Genomic DNA, 24651 nt, shown 5'->3' with positions numbered 1-24651 from the left:
TCATGTCCCGCATTGCTGGCCTGTTCCGCTTCTCCCACCCTCGGCCTAGCGACACCGCTGCCTTGGAGCGGATGCTCACCGTCCTGCCCGGCAACCGCAACGCTATCACGAGGAGCGCCAGCGGAGGCCTGGGCCATCGCGCTTTTCAGCCCTCCGGACCGGCCGGGGGCACCGGCGAAGCCGAGGGACTGTTGGTCGCTCTGGACGGCGCGCTTCTGAACCGCGCGGATCTTCGGAACGAAACCGGTCTTCACGGTGCGAACGATGTCCAACTGGCTGCGTATTTGGTTCGCAAGCTGGGATTCGCCCCCGCGCTCGAGCGCCTGGACGGCGACTTCGCGCTCGCGGTCTTCGATCCCGACACACGCCGGCTGCAGCTCGCCCGCGATCGGCTTGGAGTGAAGCCGCTTTACTGGTCGCCGCTGTCCGACGGCATCGCCTTCGGATCCCAACCCCGTGCGCTGCTGACGCTTCCTGAAGTCCCAAACGACCTCGACCGCAACTTCGTCGCCCGCTTCGGTGCCTGCCACTACCGCGGGATCGACGCCCTGCCCGAGGCCTCGCCTTACGCGATGATCTATCAAATCCCGGCCGGGAATTACCTGGACCTGCCACCCCGGACAATCCCGCAGGTGCGAGCTTGGTGGTGTTTGGAGAACGAGACGGAGTTCTACGTCGCACAAGCCGACGATCTAGCCGAGACTTATCGAACGCTGCTGTTCGAGGCCGTGGAGAAAAGGGTCGCGAAGACGCAGCGCCCAATCTTTACCCTGTCGGGAGGACTCGACTCCTCCTCGGTTCTCTGCAGCGCGGTGCAGGTCACGGGGCGCAAGCAGGAGGCCGTTTCAAGCGTATACGTCGATCCGCGTTACGATGAGCGGGTCGAGATTCAAGATGTCGTCGAGACCTCGGTGTCCCGGTGGCACATGATCGAACTCGGCGACGATGTGGATCTTTTCTCCATGATCGGCGAGCTGTTGGAGATCCACGACGAACCGGTCGCGACGGCGACCTGGTTGTCTCATCACCTGCTTTGCCGGGAGGTTGCCTCCGGCGGATTCGATGCGCTGTTCGGCGGCCTGGGCGGCGACGAACTGAATGCCGGCGAATATGAATATTTTCCACTCCACTTCGCAGACTTGCGGGCGGGCGGGCGAGAGGCAGATGTCGATCGGGAAGTCGCGGCTTGGGCCCGTCACCACGACCACCCGATCTACCGCAAGGATGCCGCGGCCGCCGAGGCGATGATGGCGCGTCTGGCCGATCCGGCGGTACCGGGGCAGTGCAAAAGCGATCCCGAGCGGCTGTTCCGCTACCGTCCGCTACTGACCCCGGAGTGGGACAGTCTTGGGAACTTCGCGCCCGACATGAGCGGCCCCTTCGACAGCTATCTGAAGAATCGGACCTTTCAGGACATGTTCCGGGAAACCCTGCCCTGCTGCCTACGAGCGGAAGACCGTCAGGCCACCGCCTTCGGCCTCGCGCACCATGACCCCTTCCTGGATCATCGTCTTGTTGCCTTCATGTACCGCGTTCCAGGCGACCTGAAGATCCGAGACGGGGTAACGAAACAGTTGCTGCGTCGCGCCATGCGGGGCGTCCTGCCTGAGGCCACACGGACCCGCATCGCCAAGACGGGCTGGAATGCACCGGCCCATCGCTGGTTCGGCGGTCGCACGTTGGAAGCACTGCGCGATCGCGTCCGCTCCACGGCCTTCCGAGCGCGCGGCACTTTCAGGCCCGATGCGGTAGAGGCGCTGCTGGACGAGCATGCGGAGATCGTGGCGGGAGACCGGCCTCAGGAGAACCACATGATGCTGCTTTGGCAGCTCCTGAATCTCGATCTCTGGATGGAACGTCACGCCGCGACAGCTGCGAACTCGCCGCAAGAAGGCGACGCGGTCATGAGTTCCTGACAGGGTCGTCTTCAACGCAGGTCGCGTGAGGACTGCCGAAGATCTTCGTCTCGCTGTCAGCAAAGTGTTTGGAGCCAAGAGCCCGCAGGTATGCGGCCTCGTTCGTCGATCTACTCCGCAGCGTCGCGCAGATTTGCCGGCAAGCCCAGCAGCTCCGGCTGCTCCGAAGCGACACGACAGTACCAGTCGATGTAGGCGTTGAAGCCGCGTTCCAGCGGGTGCTGCGGCGCGTAACCCAGGAGGCTGCGGGCCTTCTCGATAGAGAGCGTGCCGCGTTCCGGCATCAACTGATCGCGCTTGTGGTGCTCGATCTCGATCTGCGGGAACCGCTCCCTGACGATCTCCGCCATATCGTTCAGGGAGCGCCCGTCGCCATAGGTCAGGTTGAAGGCCTGGTTGCGTGCCTCCGGCTTGGCGATGGACAGGCAGATTCCCTGGACCAGATCGTCGATGTAGGTGAAGTCGAGCGCGTCGCTGCCGTCGCCGTTGATCGTGACAGGGTTGCCGCGCACCGCATTCTCGATGAAGGCCTGCCCGACACGCCGGCTGACGCAGCGCTCGCCATAGAGCGCGGAGGGCCGGACGATGGTGTACTCCAGCCCGAAAACCTGGTTGTAGGCGATCACCAGCTTCTCGCCCGCGAACTTCAGGGCTCCGTAGATGCCGATAGGCTCACAAACACGATCCTCTTGCACGGCCTCGCCGTTGAAGTTGCCGTAGACCATGGAGGAGGAGAAGAAGACGAAATGCGCCTGCCGTCCGCGCACACAATCCAGAGCATTCTCCAGGGTGCGCATTGAGTGATCGAAGGTGCTGTAGGGGTCCTTGTTGGCGCGGTTGGCGTGCGCCACCGCGGCCAGTTGAACCACGCAATCGGGATCGATGGACTCGAGATGGCGGCTCAGTACCTGGTAGTCGCGCGCATCGACGATGTGTAGCGGGATCCCCTTCTGCGAGAGAAGCTGGAGCCGCTGGTTGATGAAGCCGACGTAGAGGCTGGCATTCGGATTCTTGTCGAGCCCGTGACTGTAGGCGCCCAGGTTGTTCACCTGCAGGCTGTCGACGATCTGCGGCTTGGCGCCCAACTCCTGCAGCGCCAGCGCGAGATTGTGACCGATGAAGCCGGCGCCGCCGACCAGAGCGATCCTGCGCCCCTTCAGGGCCTGCCGCAGGGTCTTATCCAGATCGGCACCGAAACGCGTTTTCAACACGCACCTCCTTCGTGGTCTTCAAACCACCGGGCAGAAACCGGAGCGGCCACGCTGCACCCAACCCAACAGACCGCCCTTCACATTCCGAGAGAATGGTTAAGAAATCTCCAACCGCGTCTCTCGATCAAGCCGATCGGCCGCTTGCCGCTATAGTCCGAGATCCCTCCGCAAGGCGTCACGTATAACGGGCACCGCCTGAACCAAGGGCGTACCGAAGGGGTAGTCGAAGACCTTCTGGGACGGGAAGAAGGGCACGCGGTCGGTGCCCAGCATGTGCCAGGCCGGACCGACGGTGAATTCGTAGGTCGAACAGCCAACAGCGGCAGACAGGACGGAGCAGGTCGTGTTGGGTGCGACAACAGCCGCCAGAGCGGTATTGAGGGCCGCCACCTCGTCGAGATCGTCGGTCAGGTCCACTTCATCTTCCAGACTGAGAACACGGCCAGGCCAACGCCGCTCCGCCTCGGCGAGCTCCTCGCGGGCGTCGCCGTACTGCAGGCTGACGAAGCGCGCACCGGGCAACGTGAAGATCGGCTCCAGATCCTCGAGATGCAGATACCAATGGTTACGGCCGGTATGCAGAAGCATGGACCGCCAGCAGAGCCCCACGACCGGTTCCGGCCCCAGGGCTTCTAGGCGGCCACGCCAGTAGTCGACCCGCTTTGGATCCGCCTTCAGAAAGCGACGCGCATCGCTGAAGCTCTCGAGGTCGCGACGCACGACTGCCGGCAGGCTGCCGAGATACATGACGTAGTCGAAGTCATCCTCGAAAGCCTTGGCGGTAGGCTTCTCAGGCGTCTGAAGCGCATTGCAGACGTCGATCTCAGGGAAAGACCTCGCAACCAACGGGCGGATCTTTGGATGAACCTCGAGGGAGAGTTTCGCCCCGGCAGCCGGCCCCGCCGCGAAGTCCTCGAGACAGGAAAGAAACATCATCTGGTCGCCGATCCCCTGCTCGGCGATCAGCCCTAGATGTTTACCTGCGAGAGGCTCTCCGCCCCAGATAGGTTTGAAAGTCGCCCGCCAGCCGTTGCGGAGATTGGCGTGGACGCCGACCTCGTAGTGGTCCCAGCCTTCGGCGAGCCGTCCGACCCCAAGCAGGGCGAAAGACATGTTGTAGAGTGTGCCTGGAGATAGGGGAGCGCGGCGTCCCGCCTCCTCGAAGGCCGTCAAGGCCTCTGCGTGCCGGAACTGCCGCTTTCGAAGAACGCCCAAGTTGTTCCAGGCGTGGACTCGACCAGGATCGACTGCAAGTGATCGAGCGAGCAAGTCGTCGGCGCGCTGGAGGTTGCCGTGCTCGATCTCGATCCGCGCGAGACTGCAGAGGGCTGCGGGATGATCGGGCACGGCCCCTAGAAGATCGTTCAAAAGTGCGCGGGCTTCGTCGATCCGGTCCAACTCCAGCAGGCAGTCGGCTTTCGCCGACAGGAAGCGATCGGAAGCGGGATCAAGCGAAATGGCACGATCGAGTGCGCCCAAAGCCGCATCGAACTTGCCTTGGCGCATTAGGACCAACCCGAGCAGGGAATGCAGGTTGGCGATCCCCTCGTGGTGGGCGAGCGCACGCTCCAGCAGCAGCCGTGCTTCTCCGTTACGGCCCAGTCCATGAAGGAGATTGGCATAGTTGCCAAGCACCTCGGCACTGTCGGGTTCCAGCAGCAAAGCGTCCTGAAAGACCTGTTCGGCCTCCTGATAGCGAGACAAATGGATCAGGCTGAGCGCGAGCGTCATGCGCGCATCGATCCGCGATACGTCGAGAGTCAGAGCCTTCTCGCTAGCGAGGATCGCGCCCTCGAGATCGCCGGACGCGGACAACAGGCCACCTAGGGCTGCGAAGGCTCCGGAGTGATCGGGCCAGCGGTCGAGTGCAAGGTTGCAGGCCTCGGCGGCGAGGTCCGTTTGCCCCTTGGCACCCAACGCCTGCGCGACATTCAGGAGCAAGTCGGGGTCCGACGCTGCTTTCTGTAAACGGTTTAGACCCGCGGCCGACTTGGTCTCTTTCGCTCCCGACCAGCCGCTTGCCAGGATGTCGGCGACGATATTTCGAACCTCGGCCTTTTCGAGAACCGGCTGCCCCAGCAGCTTGATCAGCAGGCGTTCCGACTCCCCGACCCGCCCAAGACGGACAAGCGTCGCGGCAAGCTTGATCCGAACTTCGGCGCGATCCGGCTGCAGACGAAGCGCGTCTCGGTAAAGCTTTTCGGCCTCTCGGTCGCGTTCCGCCGTGACCAGGGCATCGGCAAGAGCCAGTTTCACAGCCGGATCCCGCGGCTGCTGGCGCGCTTGCTGACGCAAGCGTGTCAGCTTGCCATCGGTTAGCGGATCAATCGGCAGAGCGTTCGGGAGCCCCATCAAGTTCACTCGTGTCAAAGTTCGGTCTCAACCGCATAGACGCCGCAAAGGGCGCGATATGCGACGCTGCAGAAGAGCTAAACAAATATGCTTTCCAAAGTTTTAAGTATGCCCCCATAGGCTGCGCGATCGACAACAGACGCGGATTGATCGGATCGAGGTCCAAAAATGCTTCGCGACAAGACTTACTGGGCACAGGCCGCCGACGCCTATCGCGCTGAGATGGACAGCTCGTACCATCGCAACCGCCTGGCCATGGTGGAGCGCTTGCTGAATGCCGGCGACCTAGCGGGTCGGGTGTTGGATTTCGGCTGTGGCGATGGAACGCTCAGCGAGCGCGTGCTCGCGGCCGGCGGCGGCGTGGTCGCGATCGATGCCGATCCGAGCATGGTCGCCTTTACCGATCGCCGCCTAGGCGAAAGCGAGGCTGCGAAGACTTCCGTCGGCGGGGTTGAGTCTCTGAAAGACCTTCCGAACGGGAGTTTCGATACCATTCTGGCCGTCAACGTGCTGGCCTATCTGCATGGCGGCGAGGATGCGGCCTTCTACCAGGAGGCGGCGCGACTCTTGAGGCCAGATGGCGTCCTGTTGGTGACCCACTCCAATTCCCTCTTCGATCTCTTCACGTTGAACGCCTTCACAGTGCGCTTCTTCAAAGATAACTTCTCGGTCCTAGGTCATCACTGCCGTGTCGAAGCGCTTCTGACCCGACCGGACGCGCCGGACCGCGTTCCGCAGAGCGTGCGGGAGAACCCGCTTGCCTATGGCGCCAAGATGGTGCGCTACGACTTGCGGGAGGTACGTCAGGAGTTCGCGATACCCCACGCCCTGCCGCCACTGCTGCTGAACGAGAATCCGGACGACCTAGCCAACCGCGAGGTTCCGGACCTGGAATTCCTGCCGGAGACCGAGGTTTGGAAGAAGATGTTCCTTTGTAGCGTCTTCGGATCTCGGCTCGTAAAGGCATAGAAGGCTGCATCATCGGTCACATGGTTAGCGAGCGGTTAATACAGGAGACCGCTCGGCAGAAGTTGCCCGGCAGAATCTGCGTCATCGGGTAAATCTTGCCGCGTTAATCGGGTCGAAACTGCCCAGTCGGCAAACTTCGGCCATCGGCAAGGTAGGTTCTGCCGTGGAATCGGCCGTTTTTGCCGACTTGGCACGCCGCTTGCTGATAAACTGCCGGACGCGCAGTCGTCCGCAGACTGGGACAAACGTCCCGCCCTGACAGGAAGTTGGGGTCTATCATCCAAGTAGGAGACACGACACTATGAGTACCCTCAACGTTATCTCGAACTTCGCCGCCAACGTGGCTCACCGTCACCTGTCTCAGTCCAGTGCCGAGGCATCCAACTCGGTGGCCAAGCTGTCGGCCGGTTCGCGTGTGCTTGCCGCCAAGGACGACGCCGCGGCCCTGGCCATCGGCTCTCGTTTGAACTCCGAGGTGGAGAGCCTCATGCAGGCTGGCGTGAACGCCGGTCAGGCGGTCTCGATGCTTCAGATTGCCGATGGTGCGATGGCTCGTACCAACGACATTCTGGTTCGTATGAAGACTCTGGCAGTTCAGTCCAGCTCCGGTCAGCTCTCCGACACGGAGCGCGGTCTGCTGAACCAGGAGTACACGGCTCTGCGTTCGGAAGTCGATCGTATCGCCAACGACACAGAGTTCAACGGCACCAAGCTGCTGGCCGGCGACAACAGCTTCGCCGCCAACACGCTCGGCACGGCCCTTGAGGTCGCAAACGGCTTCGAACAGATCTCCTTTACCAACGATACCGGTGCCTTCGCGTCCGGTAACACGGTGCAGATTGCCTACGATGCGACGGCCGATCAGTTCACCGTCACCAACACCAGCACCGGTGTTTCCTACACTTCGGATGCGGGAGTCTCCGCCCCGAGTGCCGGTAGTTTCCGGGATGTGAACATCAATGGTGCCGGTATCACCCTCACCTTGAACTCGCTGTTCAACGACGGTGCAAACATCACCGCAGGTGCGACTTCGCAGTTCGCTGTGGGAGGCGGTAGTTCCAACACTCTGTCGTTGGACTTCCGCATTGGCACGGGTACGGTCGCCTCCGAGGACGAAATCACCGTCTCGCTGGACTCTGCGAGAGCCGTGGCTCTGTCTGCCGGCCTGGAGACTTCGACCATCGATACCAACCTCAATGCCGAGAACGCTATCGGTCTGATCGATACCGCGATCGACACCCTGGCGGAAAACCGCGCACAGTTGGGTGCCAGCCAGAACCGGCTGGAGTTCGCCTCGGCGAACATCGCAACCTCGATGGAAAACACCGAGGCGGCCCGTTCGGCACTGATGGACTTGGACGTTGCTGCGGAGATGACGAACTTCACCTCCAAGCAGATCCTGATGCAGTCCGGTGTGTCGATGCTGGCCCAGGCCAACCAGATGCCGCAGAACCTGCTGCGTCTGCTGGGCTGATCCAGTTCCTTCGGTCGGGGAGGGGTTCGCCCCTCCCCGCCTTTTTCTCCGGTACCGTCTTCTTTATAAACTTTTCTCGCTTCGCCGCTCTACAGCATCCTTTTTGGCACCGATCTTGCTTTGGTTTTCTTGACAGTCTCCACCAGGAGTCTTTTTTGCGAAGCACAGCATAGGTGGCGTCGACCGCCGCCAGGGCAGATAGGCCCGACGCCGGTCGACCCGATAGAGCCATGGAAGTCACATCGCTACCCCCCTTGCCCCTGCCTGCCGCCCGACCCGCGGCGATCGGGAGCGATGCCTCCGCCACCGCAGGCGGCGGAAAACGCGTCGAGCCGGTGGAGCGCCTGTTCGAGCAAACCGCTCCGAAGACTCAGGAAGTCGCCGAAGAGCCCTTGGGCGAAAGGCCTCAAAAACTCAAGGTCACCCTCGATATCGAGGAAGGCACCAATCGCGTGATCGCCAGCCTGATCGATCCTGAAACGGGAGAGGTCAAGCAGGAACTGCCACCGGAAGAGCTGCTTAAGAGCGCTGCTCAGCTGCGCGAACTGCTCGACCGCATCATCGATATAGAGGTCTGATTCAGCCATGTCGGACGTCAGCGCAGCTTCATCCAACAGTCTCGTCGTCGACGGTAACGGTCGCGTACGCTTCTCCGGTCTCGGGTCGGGCATCGACTTCGAATCCGCCGTTGAGGGGATCATGCAGGCTCGCCGGATTCCCGTAGACCGGTTGGAAGCGGAGATCGAGACTGGGACCGAGAAGCTCGCCGCCTTAACTGATCTGCGCACGCTGATGAACAACCTGCGGACCTCACTCGACAACCTTTATGGTCGGCAGGCTCTGGGAAACAGCGGCAACGTCTTCGAAAACAAGTCGACCTTTGCTTCCACCTCCCGTCAAGATGGGCAGCCTGCAGCGAACGCCGCGAATCTAATCGGCGTTGCGGTCACAAACGCGGCCGATACCGGCACCAACGAGATCGAAATCGATCAGATTGCCAGGGCCCAGCGGATCGGCAGCCTCACCTTCAACAGCACGACCGACGACCTGGGCACCGCCAGCGGTGGAGTGGCCGGGTCGATCGCGGGTTCCTTCGACATCAACGGCACGACAATCACGGTGGACGCCACTGATTCTCTGCTGGCCGTGCGCGACCGGATCAACGCTGCAAACGCTGGAGCAAATGGAACCGGGGTGCGAGCATCCATCGTTTCGGTCGACGACAACGAGCATATTCTCGTTCTAACGGCGGAGGAGACGGGGACCAATATCACGCTGGATAACGAGACCGGCGGTCTTCTGTCGGAACTTGGTATCTCCAGTGACGGCGGCGCCACGCTGCTGAACGAGTTGCAGTCTCCGCGCACGGCACAGTTCTACGCCAACGGGCTACTAGATCTGGACAAGTGGCACTCCCGGCGCCTGACACCCGACGCGGCCCTCTCGACTTTCGGTGTCGGTGGCGGTCCCTTCAGTTTCGAGATCCGCGATGCCACGAACACTCTGCTAGGGACCGTCAACTACAGCGGGACCGACAGCGTCACCGATCTGGCCAACACGATCAATGCGGTTGCCGGGGTGAGCGCCAACGTCGTTACCAACGGCGGCGCGACACGCCTGGAGATCACCGGCGACGGCGGTCAGACGATCACTCTATCCGGCGACACCGGCAGTGCCATTGAAGATCTCAGTCTGACCAACAAGCAGCTGATCGAACGCAACAGCAACACCATTACAGACTTGTTCGGGGGCATGACTCTCACCTTATTTGGCGCCGAAACCGGCACGACGATCAGAGTTGAAGTCGAAAGCGACCTAAACGCGATCAAGACGGCCGTATCCGGCTTCGCGACGGCCTATAACGAGCTGAAGATCTTCATGAACCAGCAGCAGCTCGCGAATCCAGACACGGGTGAGGCAACGGAAGATACCGGTCCGCTTTTCCGCAATCCGACATTGGGCACGATTGAGCAGACTCTTAGCCGAGTGCTCGGCAATGGCGCCGAAGGCGTTTCCAGCGCCTTCACCGTGCTCGCTCAGATCGGGATAGATTTCGTCAACAACGACGTCATCGCCGACCCGCTGCTGCGGGACACCCTCGATATCAACGAGACCGAACTCGACGAGAAGCTACTCAACAATATCGATGAGATCGAACGCCTCTTCACCTTCGATTTCTCCAGTTCCGACCCGCGCGTGGTCTTGCTGGGTTTCACCGGCGAAACAAGCTACGATTCCAACGGGTACACGATCAATCTCGGCAACTACGGTTCGGCCAACGAAAGGTCGGGTGAAGCGAACAGCGACACCGCCACTCTCAACGACGGAACGGATTCTGTCGGTGCGACGACTTCGGGCAGTTTCGACATCAACGGCACCGCCATCGCCTACGACGTGACGACGGACTCGCTTGACAGCTTGGCGGAAGCGATCAACGCGGCCAGTATCGCCGGTGTCTCAGCTCGCGTGATCGATGGACCAGGAGGCGGCAAACAGCTCTCGATTTCCTCCACTCAGGATCCGCTGGTCGTCAACAACGATACAGGCGATCTGGTTGGCGCGCTCGCACTTACGACCGAGGATTACCTTGTCGGCTCGGCCAACGTGGGTGGCGCCGGCGATGGCAGCGACGACGGCACGGCTACGACCGCCGGGCGCATCATCACGGTCACGGACCAAAACGGCGCCGAAGGACTGCGGCTGCTGTATACAGGTACGGGCGACGCCAGCAACATCGAAGTCGACTTCACCATCGGCGTCGGTGCCAATCTATTCTTCGAGCTGGAACAGATGCTCGACACCCAGACCGGGTCCCTCGAAGCCGAAGTCGATACCCTGACCGCACAGAATCGCGCGGCGGAAACGCGAGTCGACGAGATGATCGTTCGTCTGGACTATCAGCGCGAACGGCTGCTGGAACGCTTCATCGTTATGGAACAGGCCCTGGCTCGGATGAATTCCGTACTCGACCAGATCCGCGAAATCACCAGCTCCTTCAACAGTGACAACTAGCGGTCCGATGCCTTCTACCCCCAATCGACAAAGAGGTCAGGACGCGCCATGAGCTACGCTCTCGCTCGGAACTACCAGACCCAAGCGCTGATGACCGCGTCGCCCGCGGAGTTGGTCGCCATGCTGTTCGAGCGCGCGATCCATCTGTTGCGCGAAACCGAGCGCGCCATCGAGGAAGGCCGCATCGAGGCGCGGCATAGCGCCAACACCAAGGCGATGGAAATCCTCCATCACCTCGACATGACCCTAGACCACGAGCAAGGCGGAGAGATCGCCGAGCAACTCGCCTCGCTCTACAGCTTCGCTCTGCGCCGTCTTGCCGAGGTCGACCGTCTGAACGACGCGAACGTTCCGCGCCAGGTGATCGGGCTTCTCGAACCCTTGCGCGACTCCTGGCGGACTCTTGCACGAGAGGGCGCGACAGCGATACCACGGCAGCCGGTGGCCGCGCCGCCGAAAGCAAATGCCGCGCTCCAAAGACCGGAGCCGCAGACTGGCGCTCCGGCTCCGGCGAACTTCAACTTCTCCGCCTAGCAACTAACCACACTTGCCGCCACGACGAAGTGGCAACAGCAGTTTGCTGTCGATCAACACGCCCCGCACACCTGTCTGCGGGGCGTTTTTTGTGCTTTGACCAAGCCACACCGCTTGAGCGTCGTACCTGACGAGATCCAAGCTCCGACTAACCGTCGTCATCGCGCGAGCTTGAAGTGCCCTGCAATCCCGGCATGACGTGACCGCCGACTCAATTCTATCGCAAACGGTCTAGCTCTAGGCAGGAATTGCGCCACACAACCGGCAGAAATGACCGAGCACTTCCGCACCGATGAGACGGCATAACCTGCCGAAACCGCTTCCCATATGCGGACAGTCAAAGATTTTTCTCATATATATCAGCGATTTACGCGCACCTCGAGAAACTGGCATGGGCTTTGCTGATTGAGGGTGCCGGCAAGGCTCGCGTGCAACTGCGCTCCTCGGCCGGCGACGATGTAAGCGTCCGCACTCCCGCGGAGCTGAGCCAAGGAGGAACGAAGCTAGGCCGATCTGATCGCGAAGAGATGAGACCCCGAGGGTCCTTCATCGGTCGGAGGCCGAGCCAGAGTTCAAGTCCACGCGAGCAAGAGACTACGGAGACCCCAACCATGGCCCTTAACGTCATTTCGAACTTTGCTGCGAACGTGGCGCATCGCCACCTGCAGCAATCGGATATGGAAGCGACGAACTCACTGGCGAAGCTGTCGGCTGGCACGCGCGTGCTGTCCGCCAAGGACGACGCCGCGTCGCTTGCCATCGGCTCCCGACTGCGCGCCGAAGTCAGCGCCTTGCGCCAGGCCTCGGTCAACGCCGGTCAGGCCATCTCGATGCTTCAGATCGCCGACGGCGCTATGGCGCGCGTCGACGACATTCTGGTCCGCATGAAGACGCTGGCCGTCCAGGCCTCGTCCGGCCAGCTCTCGGACACCGAGCGCGGCATGCTGAACCAGGAATACTCGGCGCTGCGCGCGGAGGTCGACCGTATCGCCGACGATACCGAGTTCAACGGAACCAAGCTTCTGGCTGGCAGCAACACCTTCGGCGCTGGCACGCTCGGCTCGGCTATCGAGGTCGCCGACGGCTTCGAACAGATCACCTTCAGCAACGATACCGGCGCCTTTGCATCCGGTAACACGGTGGAAATCACCTACGACGCCACAGCCGATCAGTTCACCGTCACCAATACGAGTACCGGCGAAGTCTACACGTCCGATGGCGGCGTGTCGGCGCCGCCCGCCGGCAGCTTCCAGGAAGTCATCATCAACGGTGCCGGTATCACTCTCAACCTGAACTCGCTGTTCGACGACACGACCGACATCACCGCCAACGGCACGTTCGTTGTGACCGGTGGCACGTCGAATACCCTGTCTCTCGAGTTCAAGATCGGCACGGGTACTGATACGCCGGACGACGTCACGATCAACCTGGTCTCGGCGAAGGCGCAAGCCCTCGCAGTGGGTCTCGATACCTCTAGTGTCGATACCAAGGCCAACGCCGACATCGCCATCGGCGCCGTCAATACGGCAATCGACAATCTGGCCATCGGTCGAGCTCAGCTCGGCGCGGCTCAGAACCGCCTCGAGTTCGCCTCGGCGAATATCGCGACAACCATGGAAAACACCGAAGCTTCCCGCTCGGCCCTCATGGACCTCGATATCGCTGCGGAGATGACGACCTTCACCTCGAAGCAGATCCTGGTCCAGTCCGGCGTGTCCATGCTGGCCCAGGCCAACCAGATGCCGCAGAACCTCTTGCGGCTGTTCCAGTAATCGCAGGTCTAGACACCCCTGCGCCCGGTCGGGCGGCGGAGCATGGTTCCGCCACCCCGGCGGGGGGCGAAGAATGGAGGATTTGAAAGATGGCAAAGCTCGCCACCTGGATCCGCACGAACGATCTTCTCGACATGAGCCCCAGCCGAATGGTTGCGACGCTCTATGACGAGGCGATCGCCGCGCTGCAGGACACCAAACAGGCTATCGCCTGGAACGATATCGAAAGCCGCTGCAACGCGGTCTCCCTGGCGCACGAGTTGGTCGGTGCTCTCTACCTCTGCCTCGACAACGAGCGCGGCGGGAAGGTCGCCGAGAACCTGGCCAGTATCTACGGCTTCATCCTTCAGCGGCTGCATCGGATCAACTTCGAAAACGATCCGTCCATCGCCGACGAGGCCATCGGACTGCTGACCCCACTGCGCGATTCCTGGGTAGAGCTCGATCACAAGATCGAGAATCCGGAAGCGCATGCGCCAGTGGCTGTCGCCTCCTAAAGGCAGCCAGGAAACGTTTCTCTCGAAGACCCTCACTCGGACGATAAGACGCCATGCAGACTCAGGCTGTACCCCACACGCAAGCACGGTCGGCGGACGCCGCCCAAGGCGCCGCCACCAAGACCGCCGCAGCCAAACTTCCGGTCTTTGGAGCGGGAGAAAACGACTTCTTGTCGATGCTGATGAATCGTGATGAGAGAGACGAGGTAGCTGGAAGCGAACCGCGAGCCCGCGATAGGTCTCGGGATGATCGTAGCGACGCCGGCAATGACCGACGTTCGTCGAAGGACGCGGCCAGGGACATGTCCGAGCCACCGGCTGCTCCCCTGCAGACCTCGGACCAAAGGCAGCAGATTAACAACGCGGCGGAACGGCCAGAAACATCGAAAGCCGAGGCCGTGAAGCCGTCGGGTGGGGAGAACGGGACCAACCGCGAGACGGCACAGACACCGCGCGATCCTCAGGCCCTCAAGGCCGCCGTGGAGACCGCCGCCGTCGACTCGCGTCCACGTAACGCCCTGGCGGCAAGCACATCTCAGGCGGCAATCGCCGCGCAAGGCCAAGCGTCCGCTCCAGCCACCGGACAAGCGACCACGCCAAACGATATGTCAGCGGCAAAGGCGGATGCTGCGGCGTCAGCAGCAAAGCAGGAGCCGACGCCAACGAGTCAAAGGCCCGACGTTACTCAATTGGCTCGGGGTGCCAGCCAAGCGCGCGACCAAGCCTTGGGACAGAGCAACACGACCTTGGCCGGCCTGGAAGCAATGGCGCAGGGCAAGGGCGCCGACAAGGCGCAAGCGAACCAGGCTGCCGGCAGTCAGGCATCGACCACGGCGAACGCCACCGCTGCCTTGCCTGGACAGGCGAACGGGAGCCAGCAGGGGCAACCGACACAGACCATCCCGTTGATCGCGCAGGTCGCAGAACGGGTTCAGGCACAGACGCGTGGGGCCGCTCCGCCTGGCGGCGGCGCCGGTCAGGTCACTGCGCTTCCGAACGTCGCGGCGGGCGGCGACGCCATCTCCGGAGCCTCCGGAGCTGGCCCTCTGGCGAAGACGGAGACCCCGAATGCCGCAAAGCCAGCAGCCGATGCCGGGCGGGGACCAAATCCCGCGGTGGATCAGGTTTCCGTGCGCATTCAGAAGGCGGCTGCGGCTGGTCAGGATCGCATTCAGATCAAACTGAACCCAGCCGAGTTGGGACGGGTCGACGTGAAGCTGGAATTCCAGGCTGACGGCGGTGTCCGCGCGGTGGTCTCGGTGGAGCGCCCAGAAACCTTCGATCTGCTGCAGCGCGATGCGCGCAGTCTGGAACGGGCACTGCAGGATGCCGGCTTCAAGAGCGGGCAGACGGACTTGAGTTTCGAAATGCAGACGGGGGGTCAGGGCCAGGGCTTCGCGGACGATGGGTCCGGAAGCGGTACTGACCGGTCCGGACGCGAAAACACGGCTGGCGCATCGGCATCGCAGACCGCCGAAGCGCAGATGCAGGCCGACCAGGCCGCACAGGCACGCAAAGTCGCGGACGGCCGCGTCGACCTGCGGATCTAGGAGCGCAGCATGACTGAAATCTCGAATGCCCTGGGCGTGCCGGGAACCGGTGGCGGCAACGCCGCTGCAAGCCGGGACTCGCTCGGCGAGACTTTCGACAACTTCCTGACCCTGCTGACGACTCAGCTTCAGTATCAGGATCCGCTGTCCCCGATGGACTCGACCCAGTTTACCGAGCAGCTGGTCCACTTCACCAACGTGGAGCAGGGCATCGCCCAGAACGAGAAGCTGGAGGAGCTGCTCGCGCAGAACAGCTTCAACACAACGGCCCAGGCCGTCGGCTTCATTGGCAAGGAAGTGGAGATGTTCGGCGAGTTCGTCGTCGTCGGAGAGGGTGGTCCGACCGACATGTCGGTCATGAGCTACGGCCTAGCCCGCGAAGCTTCAGAAACCACCATCAGCATCATCGACGAGTCCGGCGAGGTGGTGCGCGAGCTGTTCGGCAAGACGGCAGCTGGCGCGCACGAACTTACCTGGGATGGTCGCGACGAGAACGGAATTCCGGTTCCACCGGGCATCTACGCCATCCAAGTGGAAGCGGTCGGCAGCAACGGCGAGCCGATCGGGACGGCGGGCCGGACCGAAGCAGTGGTCCAGGCCGTCAGTACGAACAACGGCAAGACGTACCTGGATATCGGCGGCATCGATATTCCGCTGGAGGACGTCATCGCCATTCGCCAGCAGCCTGAGCAAGCTTCGGCTGAAACACCTGAATAATCCGACAGGACGATCACAAGGAGCTCCAGAAGATGAGCATCTACGGCGCAATGTTTTCGGGGGTCTCGGCCCTCGCAGCCCAGTCGAATGCCCTTGGCATGATTTCTGACAACATCTCCAACGTGAATACAGTCGGTTACAAGGGTACCAGCGCGGCCTTCGCCACGCTGGTCACGGAGACGGCCACGCGCAATCAGTTCACACCGGGTGGCGTGCGTTCGATGCCGATGGCGAACGTCGACCGCCAGGGCCTCCTGCAGGGGTCTGCCAACACGACGGACCTCGCGATCGCGGGTCGGGGATTCTTCGTGGTGAACGAGGCCGCGAATCCCGGCCCCGGTAACGAAGTTCTCTTCACCCGCGCCGGCAGCTTCCGCCCTGACGCCGAGGGCAATCTGAGGAACGCCGCCGGCTACTATCTGCAGGGCTGGCCGCTCGACGCGACCGGCAACCCGATCGGTAACACCTCGGTCCTCTCGAGCGTGGAGACGGTGAACATCGGCAATCTGTCAGGTGCGGCCAGGGCGACGCAGAACATCGAACTGGACATGAACCTGCCCTCGAACGCGAACGTCGGCGATACGCACGATGTCACCGTTCAGATTTACGACTCCCTCGGCAACGCCCACGACCTGACGCTCGAGTTCGAAAAGGACGCCGCAAACGACTGGGACGTCTCGATCACCGGAATGGTCCAGTCCGGCACCACGACCAACAGCCTGACGGCCGCCGGCATGACCGCGCTGACCGCCTACGCCGGCAACATCACTTTCGCCGGCAACGGTTCGCCGGCAACGATCACCCTGCCGAACATCGCCATCACCGGCTTCGTCAGCGGTGCCGATAACTCGACCATCGCCATCGACGGCGGTACCGCGGGTCAGAACAACGGCATCGTGCAGTTCGGCGGTGACTTCTTCCTGCGTAACATCGACCAGGACGGCGTGCGCTTCGGCGAGTTCAGCGGCGTGTCGATCAGCGACGACGGCATCGTGACCGCCCTGTTCGACAACGGCGACCGTCAAGAGATCTATCAGTTGCCGATCGCCATGTTCGCCAACGTCAACGGCATGGAGGCCCGCGACGGCAACGCCTACCAGCAGACCGACCGGTCCGGCGAGCTGGTTCTGGCAACGGCCAACTCCGGCGGCGCTGGCCGGGTCGCCTCCGGCGCCCTGGAGTCATCGACCGTCGACCTGGCCAACGAATTCACCGACATGATCATCACGCAGCGGGCTTACTCCGCCGGCACGAAGGTCATCACCACCGCCGACGAGATGCTGGAAGAGCTGATCCGGATCCGTCGCTAGACTTGACACAAAAGTATCCCACGGTCGGCGACGCCGCTGGCGTCTCCACCGCCGCCTTCCGGGCATGACCCGGGGTCCCCGCCGGCCCGATCGCAGACGCGCTCAGCTCTCCGATCGGGCCGGTTGTGGTTTCTCTCAGGTAGTTAGACAGCAAGGTTGAAGCGCTAGTGAAATGCCGCCTTTTCCCGTAAAAAGCGAACAGATGGCATTTAGCTTAACTATTAGACTTAGGTCTTTTTTAAAACCGCACACGTAGGCTTCGAAGAAGTCAAAGGGACGCTGCGAGCGCGAGGATTGCCACAGTATGTCGAACGACCGTCCAGGTAGGTCGGGTGTCGCGATCGGCCCTAACGGGCAACCGATGACGCTGAATGACCTTCCGTCTCCAAATACAAAGCGTTGGGTGATCCGCCGCAAGGCGGAGGTCGTCGCCGGCGTCCGAGCAGGTCTCTTGAGTCTGGAAGAAGCTTGCGAGCGCTATAAGCTTTCGGTTGAGGAATTTATTTCCTGGCAGCGTTTGATCGAGCGCCACGGCGTTCGCGGACTGCGTACCACGCGACTGCAGGACTACCGTCAGCCCGACGAGGGGGATGATCCCAACAGCCCCGACGACCTGGGCTTTCAAGCCGCCGAATAAATCGGTTCAAAAGTTTTACCCTACTTCCTCCTGATCGCCTGGCCGGACCCAATCTCCCGACCCACCGACAGGTAGACTTCGCGCTCAAGTGCCAGGTCTCAGACTGCCCAGATTGGGCTTCGGTAAAATTTGCCCAGTTTGCTTCTCGGATAGGCAAGTTTTTCCCCCGACATTAACGCCGCATAAACCAGCCACCTTCTAGCGTGACCTCCTCGGCTGGGACGTGGGCTGTCTGCCTACCATGAAGGATCATGGTGTACCCGACCGGCGCGACCTCTGAGCGACCAGGACGGTGACGCCCGTGAACGCCTTCTTAGAAACGTTGCGAAGCTTAGGCCCGGCCCGCCTTGCTATCATGGCCGGCGTTGCAGCCGCTATCCTCGCCTTCTTCGTGTACTTCACCGGCCGTCTCTCTCAGTCCGAGATGTCGCTTCTTTATGGCGACCTGGAGCAGGCCGACAGCGCGCAGATCGTCAACACCCTGGAATCCATGGGGGTCGACTATCAGCTGTCGCGCGACGGCAGTCGCGTCCTGGTGCCGGAAGATCAAGTGGCCCGCTTGCGCCTTACGATGGCCGAGCAGGGTCTGGGAACCGGTGGTTCGATCGGCTACGAGCTGTTCGACGGCGCCGACGGTTTCGGTACGACCAGTTTTGAACAGAACCTACGCCACAAGCGAGCCATGGAAGGCGAGCTGGCGCGGTCGATTTCATCGATCTCCAGCGTCAACAGTGCACGCGTCCACCTGGTCCTGCCGGAACGGGAAATCTTCAGCCGAGAGCGGCGCCAGCCCTCGGCCTCCATCGTGGTCAGCCTGTCCGGCAACCGCGGCCTTTCGGCGCAGCAGATCCGGGCTATTCAGCAGCTGGTTTCTTCCGCCGTTCCGCAGATGTCCTCCGGGGCCGTCTCCATCGTCGACGACGAAGGCAACCTCCTCGCCCGCCGCAGCGACGGCGAAAGCGACGATCAGTTGGCGACGACGGCGGAAGAGATGCGGATCAATATCGAGAACCGGCTGGCCAACGCCGTGGAGTCCCTGCTGGAGCGCTCGGTCGGTCCGGGCAACGTCAGGGCCGAAGTGTCCGTCGAACTGGATTTCGACCGCGTCACCGAGAACAGCGAAATCTACGACCCCGACAGCCAGGTGGTGCGATCGACTCAGCTCATAGAGGAATCGTCACAAGACACGGAGCCCGGCGATCAGGCGGTGACGGTCGGCAACAATCTGCCCGATGCCGGTCTGCAGAACCCGGGAGCGCTCGGTGGTGCCAACAGCCAGAGCCAGCGGACCGAGGAAACGGTCAACTACGAGATCAGCCGTGTCGTCAAAACCCATGTCAGGGAGACAGGCCAGATCCGGCGCCTCTCCGTTGCAGTTCTGGTCAACGGCCGCAGTGTGGTCGGTCCCGAAGGCGAGGTAACCTTCGAGCCTTACAGTGAAGAGAAACTCGACCAACTGGGCGCCCTCGCCCGCTCGGCCGTCGGCTACGACGCCAATCGCGGAGACACGGTCGAGATCGCCAACCTGCCCTTCGCCGACATGGTTCCGGGAGAACTGGGCGGCTCCATGGCCGACAGTTTTCTGGGAATCGACCAGCAGGATCTGCTGCGCGTGGCGGAGCTGATCGTGCTGGGCGTGGTCGCCGTCCTGGTGCTTCTGCTGGTGGTCAAGCCGATGGTTGGCCGCCTGCTGGAGCGCGGTCCGGCCATGGTCGGTGATGCGGGTGGTATCCTGGCCGGCGAACTCGCGGGACAGGGCGGCAACCTGCCGGTCCCGGCGGGAATGGGCGCTGCCGGCGGCGTGATGGTTCCGAGCGACGGCCAGGCCCGATCCATGTTGAGTGGCGGCGGAACCGGTGGCGCGGCCGCCGGTGGCGTCGCGGTGGCACGGGAGACCGGCCTGTCGCTGCCGGAAGGCGAGGAGAGCGGCGCCGATCTCGAGCAGCTGATCGACATCAATCGCGTCGACGGTCGTGTGCGGGCCTCGTCGGTCCGCAAGATTGGAGAGATCGTCGAGAAGCATCCCGAAGAAGCGGTCGCGATCATCCGCACTTGGCTCTATCAGGAGGCCTGACCGGACATGGCCGCCCCCGGCACTTCCCTGCGCGCGCGCGACGACTACCGGACCCTCGGCGGACCGGAGAAGGCCGCCTTGTTGATGATGGCAATCGGCGAGGAGAACGCCGCCCGAATCTTCGCGATGCTCGACGACGAGGAGATCAAGGAACTCTCGGGCATCATGGCCAGCCTGGGCACGGTGTCCGCGCCCGTGGTCGAGCGTCTCTTCGTCGAGTTCGCCGACCAGATCTCCTCGACCGGCTCCCTGGTGGGCAACTTCGATTCGACCGAACGTCTCCTGCTCAAGGTGCTCGACAAGGACCGTGTCGACAACATCATGGAGGAGATTCGCGGTCCGGCTGGCCGGACCATGTGGGACAAGCTCGGCAACGTTCACGAGAACGTCCTGGCCAACTATCTGAAGAACGAATACCCGCAAACCGTCGCGGTGGTGCTCTCCAAGATCAAGGCCGAACATGCCGCACGCGTGCTCGCGCTGCTTCCGGAGCCCTTCGCGCTCGAGGTCGTCATGCGAATGCTCCGCATGGAGGCCGTCCAGCGTGAGGTCCTCGAAGACGTCGAGCGGACCCTGCGCAACGAGTTTATGAGCAACCTGGCGCGCACCAACCGACGCGACAGCCATGAACTGATGGCGGAAATCTTCAACTGCCTGGACCGCAACACCGAGTCCCGCTTCCTCACCTCGCTTGAGGAGCGCAATCGCGATGCGGCCGAGCGTATCCGCGCCCTGATGTTCACCTTCGAGGATCTTGGCAAGCTGGACGGCGGCGGTATTCAGACGCTGTTGCGCGAAGCGGACAAGGACAAGCTGACCAGGGCGCTGAAGGGGTCCTCGGAAAGCCTGCGCGATCTCTTCTTCGGCAACATGTCCGAACGCGCGGCCAAGATCATGAAGGAAGACATGCAGGCTATGGGGCCGGTGCGTCTGCGCGACGTCGACGAGGCGCAGATCTACATGGTGCAGCTGGCCAAGGACATGGCAGCGCGCGGCGACATCGTGATCGCAGACAGCAAAGGCGACGACGAGCTCGTCTACTAGACGGGCTCGCCGGGAACGAGAGCGATGACTGTGGCCCAGCGATTTCTCTTCGAAACCAGTTTCGACGCGGCCGGCGCCTCCGGGTCCATGCGGAAAGCCCGACCCGAGGTGAAGTCGGAGCCGTCAGAGGAAGCTGTTGCGCTCAACGAAGCCGCAATCGAACAAGCGCGCGCCGAAGGCTACGAGGCCGGCTTGGCCGAAGGCCAGTCCGTCGGGCGAAGTGCCGGCTTCGAGGAGGGTCGTGCCAAAGGCCAGGAAGAGGCGCAACAGACCGCGACTCAACGCACAGCCGAGGCGCTCGACCTTACGGCCCAGAAGCTCCAGACCTTGATCGACCGAAAGACGGAAGAGACGGAGCAGGCGCAATCCCTCACTCTGACTGTCCTGCGGACGGTTCTGACGAAGCTTTATCCCGTCCTGGCCAATCGGCATGGCTTGAGCGAAATCGAAGCACTGCTGCGCGACTGTCTGGCGCGGTTAAGCGAGGAACCGCGAGTCGTCGTGCGGGTGGCCGACAGCCTTTACGACGCACTCGACGAGCGGCTCGGCGAGTTGGCGCAGCATAGCGGGTTCGAAGGCAAGTTCGTGCTGCTGAGCGAGCCAGATCTGCCGCACGGTGATCTTCGCGTCGAGTGGGCCGATGGCGGCGCGGAGCGCGACACCAGCGGAACGATCTCGGAGATCAACGAGATCCTCGACCGTACCCTGGGGGAAACCCCGGTGCCATCTCACCCCGTGCCATCTCAAACGTCTGACGACGCACCATCGTCGTCGGCCGAAAACCTGGAGGGCTAAGACATGGCCGATGATGAGTCTCTCGAACTGTCCGATCTGGACGAACAGCCGGTATCAGCCGAGGAAGAAGACGGCGATCTGCCGGCCCCGGCCGAGAAACCGCCGACGAATGCCCGTGAGCTGGAGGCCGTCTACGACATTCCCGTGCAGGTCTCGGCGGTCCTCGGCAAGTCGACCATGCAGGTCAGCCAGCTTCTGAAGCTTGGCCGCGGCGCGGTCGTGGAGCTCGACCGCAAGGTCGGCGAGGCGATCGACATCTACGTCAACAACCGCCTGGTCGCGCGTGGCGAAGTCGTGGTCGTCGAAGACCGCTTGGGCGTCACCATGACCGAGATCATCAAGATGGACCGCAGCTGAGAAGCTGCCGACCGATAAGTCTCAGAGAAGGACGTCGGAGCCCATGGCGAATCTAGAAGCGACCCAGAGCCCCTCGCCCACTGGAGCAGCTGGAGGCGCGCGCGTAGCCGGTCAAGGCGCGACACGCGCGGCAAGATCGCGACTGGCCGTCCAAAGCGCAGCCAAAGCGCGCCTGGACTTCGCGACGATCCTGGGCGCGATCGGCGCCTTCGCCCTGATTGCCGCAGCCATGGTCCTAGGCGGTTCGCCAGGCGCCTTCCTCGACGTGCCGGCCATGCTGATCGTCTTCGGCGGAACCTTCCTGGTGACCACGATCAGCTACACCTTCGGCGACGTGGTCCGTGCCCAGTCGGTGATGCTGCGCGCCATCCTCTACCACGTTCAGCACCCACGGGATGCGGCCCTGCGCATGCTGGCCTTGGCCGAGCAAGCCCGAGCAAAGGGTCCTTTGGGCCTTCAGGATCAACTCGACAACCTTCACGCCGACCGCTTCCTCTACAAGGCTGTCTCTCTCGTGGTCGACGGCACGCCCGGCGACGAGGTCGAGCGCATTCTGTCCCGCGAAGTCGAGGCGACCAGCCAGCGCCACCTGCGATCGGCCGGCGTACTGCGCCGCGCGGGCGAAGTCGCCCCTGCCATGGGCTTGATCGGAACGCTGGTCGGCCTCGTCCAGATGCTCGGAAACCTGGACGACCCCAGTGCCATCGGCCCCGCCATGGCGGTGGCGCTTCTGACCACCTTCTACGGTGCGATCCTGGCCAACATGGTGTTTCTGCCGCTGGCCAACAAACTGGACCGCAACTCGGGAGCCGAGGCCATGGTCAAGCAGATCTACGCCATCGGCGCCGCCTCGATCGGCCATCAAGAAAACCCGCGCAGACTCGAACTCACGTTCAACACAATCCTGCCGCCGGGCGAGCAAGTGAAACACTTCGACTGAACCGTTAGCACGACCGTGGCCGGCCCAGCGAACAGCCGGTCCTGAGAGGAGTACTCTGACAATGCGTCTTTTGATCGTGGGCAGCTTGGACGGCCACATCGCTAGTGCCGGCAAAATCGCGCTCGATCGCGGCGCCAAGGTCGCCCATGTCGACGACGTCGATCAGGCGATGGACTCGCTGCGCGCGGGCCGCGGCGCCGATCTGTTGATGATCGACGTGAGCCTGGACGTCGGCGATATGGTCAAGGCTCTGGAGCGGGAACGGATCGCGATTCCAGTGATCGCCTGCGGCGTACGCGCGGACCCGGAGAAGGCCGCGGCCGCCATTCGCGCCGGGGCCAAGGAGTACGTCCCCTTGCCGCCGGACGCGGAGTTGATCGCGGCCGTTCTGGCGGCGGTCGCCGAGGAGACGACCGCTTTCATCTACGCCGACCCGAAGATGGCGGAGGTGCTGCGCCTGGCCGAACAGGTCGCAAGCAGTCAGGCCAGCGTGCTGATCACCGGCGAGTCGGGAACCGGTAAGGAGGTGATGGCCCGCTACATCCACACCAAGTCGAAGCGTGCGTCGAAGACCTTCGTCTCGGTCAACTGCGCGGCGATCCCCGAGAATCTGCTCGAGTCCGAATTGTTCGGTCACGAGAAGGGAGCCTTCACGGGTGCGGTCGCACGGCGCATCGGCAAGTTCGAGGAAGCCGACGGCGGCACGCTTCTGCTGGACGAAATCAGCGAAATGCACCCGAGGCTTCAGGCCAAGCTTCTCCGTGCGATTCAGGAGCGCGAGATCGACCGCGTCGGCGGCACACATCCGATCAAGGTCGACATTCGCCTGCTAGCCACCTCCAACCGGGATCTGGAAGACGATGTGCGCAGCGGCGCCTTTCGCGAAGACCTCTATTTCCGCCTGAACGTCGTCGCGGTCGAAATGCCGGCCCTGCGCACGCGGCCGCAGGACATCCAGGTGCTGGCGGATCACTTCGTCCGCAAGTACAGCGAAGCGAACGACGTGCCGAAACCGCTTTTCACGCCGGAGGCGCGCGACGTTCTGGCCAGTCACCACTGGCGTGGTAATGTGCGCGAGTTGGAAAACACGATGCATCGCGCCGTACTCTTGGCCCGCGAAGGCAAGATCACACCAGCCGCCATCGTTCTGACCGGGGGCAAGCTGGCACCCGAAACTCCGGCGGTGAAAGCGGCCTCGACCGCCTCCATCGTGACAGGCTCGCCCGCCCCACTGCCGGTCGCCAATGACTCCGAGCTGGAGGACACCTCCGGTCTCCAGATCGGTGGACTTGTCGGCAAAACCGTCGCCGAGGTCGAGCGTGATCTGATCATCGACACCCTGGAGCACTGCCTGGGCAACCGAACCCATGCGGCCAACATCCTCGGCATTTCGATCCGCACCCTGCGCAACAAGCTGAAGCTCTACACCCAGGATGGCATCGCGGTACCGATGCCGGGCGAGAGCGAAGCGCGCACGGCCGGCTGACACC

Annotated in this window: 20 protein-coding genes; 18 read left to right on the top strand and 2 right to left on the bottom strand. The window is 62.6% G+C overall.

Going from position 1 to position 24651, the window contains the following annotated elements; all coding sequences use genetic code 11:
- The first annotated feature begins 2 nt into the window (after window positions 1-2).
- Entirely contained in the window at window positions 3-1916 is a 1914-nt protein-coding gene (locus ACO054_RS03670) for an asparagine synthetase B family protein (RefSeq protein ID WP_421709091.1), read from the top strand.
- A 110-nt stretch (window positions 1917-2026) separates the two neighbouring features.
- Here the strand turns inward: ACO054_RS03670 and ACO054_RS03665 are convergent, their stop codons facing one another.
- Together ACO054_RS03665 and ACO054_RS03660 are read right to left on the bottom strand one after the other, a co-directional pair.
- Entirely contained in the window at window positions 2027-3124 is a 1098-nt protein-coding gene (locus ACO054_RS03665; RefSeq protein ID WP_421709090.1) for an NAD-dependent epimerase/dehydratase family protein, read from the bottom strand.
- A 150-nt stretch (window positions 3125-3274) separates the two neighbouring features.
- Window positions 3275-5479: a tetratricopeptide repeat protein gene (locus tag ACO054_RS03660; protein WP_421709089.1), complete on the bottom strand. Its 2205-nt coding sequence runs from the start codon at window positions 5477-5479 to the stop codon at window positions 3275-3277.
- Window positions 5480-5647: 168 nt separating this feature from the next.
- Between ACO054_RS03660 and ACO054_RS03655 the strand changes: the two genes are divergently transcribed.
- The 17 genes from ACO054_RS03655 (at window position 5648) to ACO054_RS03575 (ending at window position 24647) form a co-directional block, all read left to right on the top strand.
- Window positions 5648-6448 carry a class I SAM-dependent methyltransferase gene (locus ACO054_RS03655; protein ID WP_421709088.1) on the top strand — a complete coding sequence of 267 codons (801 nt, stop codon included), beginning with the start codon at window positions 5648-5650 and terminating at the stop codon, window positions 6446-6448.
- 301 nt (window positions 6449-6749) lie between these two features.
- On the top strand, window positions 6750-7922 hold the full coding sequence (locus ACO054_RS03650; RefSeq protein WP_421709087.1) for a flagellin: 1173 nt from the start codon (window positions 6750-6752) through the stop codon (window positions 7920-7922).
- 230 nt (window positions 7923-8152) lie between these two features.
- Window positions 8153-8500: a flagellar protein FlaG gene (locus ACO054_RS03645; protein WP_421709086.1), complete on the top strand. Its 348-nt coding sequence runs from the start codon at window positions 8153-8155 to the stop codon at window positions 8498-8500.
- Window positions 8501-8507: 7 nt separating this feature from the next.
- Entirely contained in the window at window positions 8508-10934 is a 2427-nt protein-coding gene (gene fliD, locus ACO054_RS03640) for a flagellar filament capping protein FliD (RefSeq protein ID WP_421709085.1), read from the top strand.
- Between the two features lie 48 nt (window positions 10935-10982).
- Window positions 10983-11468: a flagellar export chaperone FliS gene (gene fliS, locus ACO054_RS03635; RefSeq protein WP_421709084.1), complete on the top strand. Its 486-nt coding sequence runs from the start codon at window positions 10983-10985 to the stop codon at window positions 11466-11468.
- 611 nt (window positions 11469-12079) lie between these two features.
- Window positions 12080-13240 (top strand): flagellin, encoded by a 1161-nt coding sequence (locus ACO054_RS03630; protein WP_421709083.1) that lies wholly within the window; start codon window positions 12080-12082, stop codon window positions 13238-13240.
- An 89-nt stretch (window positions 13241-13329) separates the two neighbouring features.
- A complete protein-coding gene (gene fliS / locus ACO054_RS03625; protein WP_421709082.1) occupies window positions 13330-13737 on the top strand; it encodes a flagellar export chaperone FliS in 408 nt (135 codons plus the stop codon).
- A 302-nt stretch (window positions 13738-14039) separates the two neighbouring features.
- Window positions 14040-15287 carry a flagellar hook-length control protein FliK gene (locus ACO054_RS03620; RefSeq protein WP_421709081.1) on the top strand — a complete coding sequence of 416 codons (1248 nt, stop codon included), beginning with the start codon at window positions 14040-14042 and terminating at the stop codon, window positions 15285-15287.
- A gap of 9 nt (window positions 15288-15296) precedes the next feature.
- Complete coding sequence (locus tag ACO054_RS03615; RefSeq protein WP_421709080.1) at window positions 15297-16004, top strand: flagellar hook assembly protein FlgD; 708 nt, start codon at window positions 15297-15299, stop codon at window positions 16002-16004.
- Between the two features lie 32 nt (window positions 16005-16036).
- Window positions 16037-17314, top strand: coding sequence for a flagellar hook protein FlgE (gene flgE, locus ACO054_RS03610; RefSeq protein WP_421709079.1), 1278 nt, complete (start codon window positions 16037-16039; stop codon window positions 17312-17314).
- 304 nt (window positions 17315-17618) lie between these two features.
- Window positions 17619-17951 carry a DUF1153 domain-containing protein gene (locus tag ACO054_RS03605; RefSeq protein ID WP_421709078.1) on the top strand — a complete coding sequence of 111 codons (333 nt, stop codon included), beginning with the start codon at window positions 17619-17621 and terminating at the stop codon, window positions 17949-17951.
- Window positions 17952-18306: 355 nt separating this feature from the next.
- The gene (gene fliF, locus ACO054_RS03600) at window positions 18307-20025 is read left to right on the top strand and encodes a flagellar basal-body MS-ring/collar protein FliF (RefSeq protein ID WP_421709077.1); all 1719 of its coding nucleotides are present in this window, start codon (window positions 18307-18309) and stop codon (window positions 20023-20025) included.
- A gap of 6 nt (window positions 20026-20031) precedes the next feature.
- Window positions 20032-21069, top strand: a complete 1038-nt coding sequence (gene fliG, locus ACO054_RS03595) for a flagellar motor switch protein FliG (RefSeq protein ID WP_421709076.1) — start codon at window positions 20032-20034, stop codon at window positions 21067-21069.
- A 24-nt stretch (window positions 21070-21093) separates the two neighbouring features.
- Window positions 21094-21864: a hypothetical protein gene (locus ACO054_RS03590; RefSeq protein WP_421709075.1), complete on the top strand. Its 771-nt coding sequence runs from the start codon at window positions 21094-21096 to the stop codon at window positions 21862-21864.
- Window positions 21865-21867: 3 nt separating this feature from the next.
- On the top strand, window positions 21868-22221 hold the full coding sequence (fliN, locus tag ACO054_RS03585; RefSeq protein WP_421709074.1) for a flagellar motor switch protein FliN: 354 nt from the start codon (window positions 21868-21870) through the stop codon (window positions 22219-22221).
- Between the two features lie 43 nt (window positions 22222-22264).
- Window positions 22265-23161, top strand: coding sequence for a motility protein A (locus ACO054_RS03580; protein ID WP_421709073.1), 897 nt, complete (start codon window positions 22265-22267; stop codon window positions 23159-23161).
- Between the two features lie 61 nt (window positions 23162-23222).
- Window positions 23223-24647 (top strand): sigma-54 interaction domain-containing protein, encoded by a 1425-nt coding sequence (locus ACO054_RS03575; protein WP_421709072.1) that lies wholly within the window; start codon window positions 23223-23225, stop codon window positions 24645-24647.
- Window positions 24648-24651 lie beyond the last annotated feature (4 nt).

This window comes from Algihabitans sp. (assembly GCF_965226985.1).
Classification (GTDB): domain Bacteria; phylum Pseudomonadota; class Alphaproteobacteria; order Kiloniellales; family DSM-21159; genus Algihabitans.
Note: the sequence above shows the minus strand (reverse complement) of the source record. Positions and strands in the feature narration are given on the sequence as shown.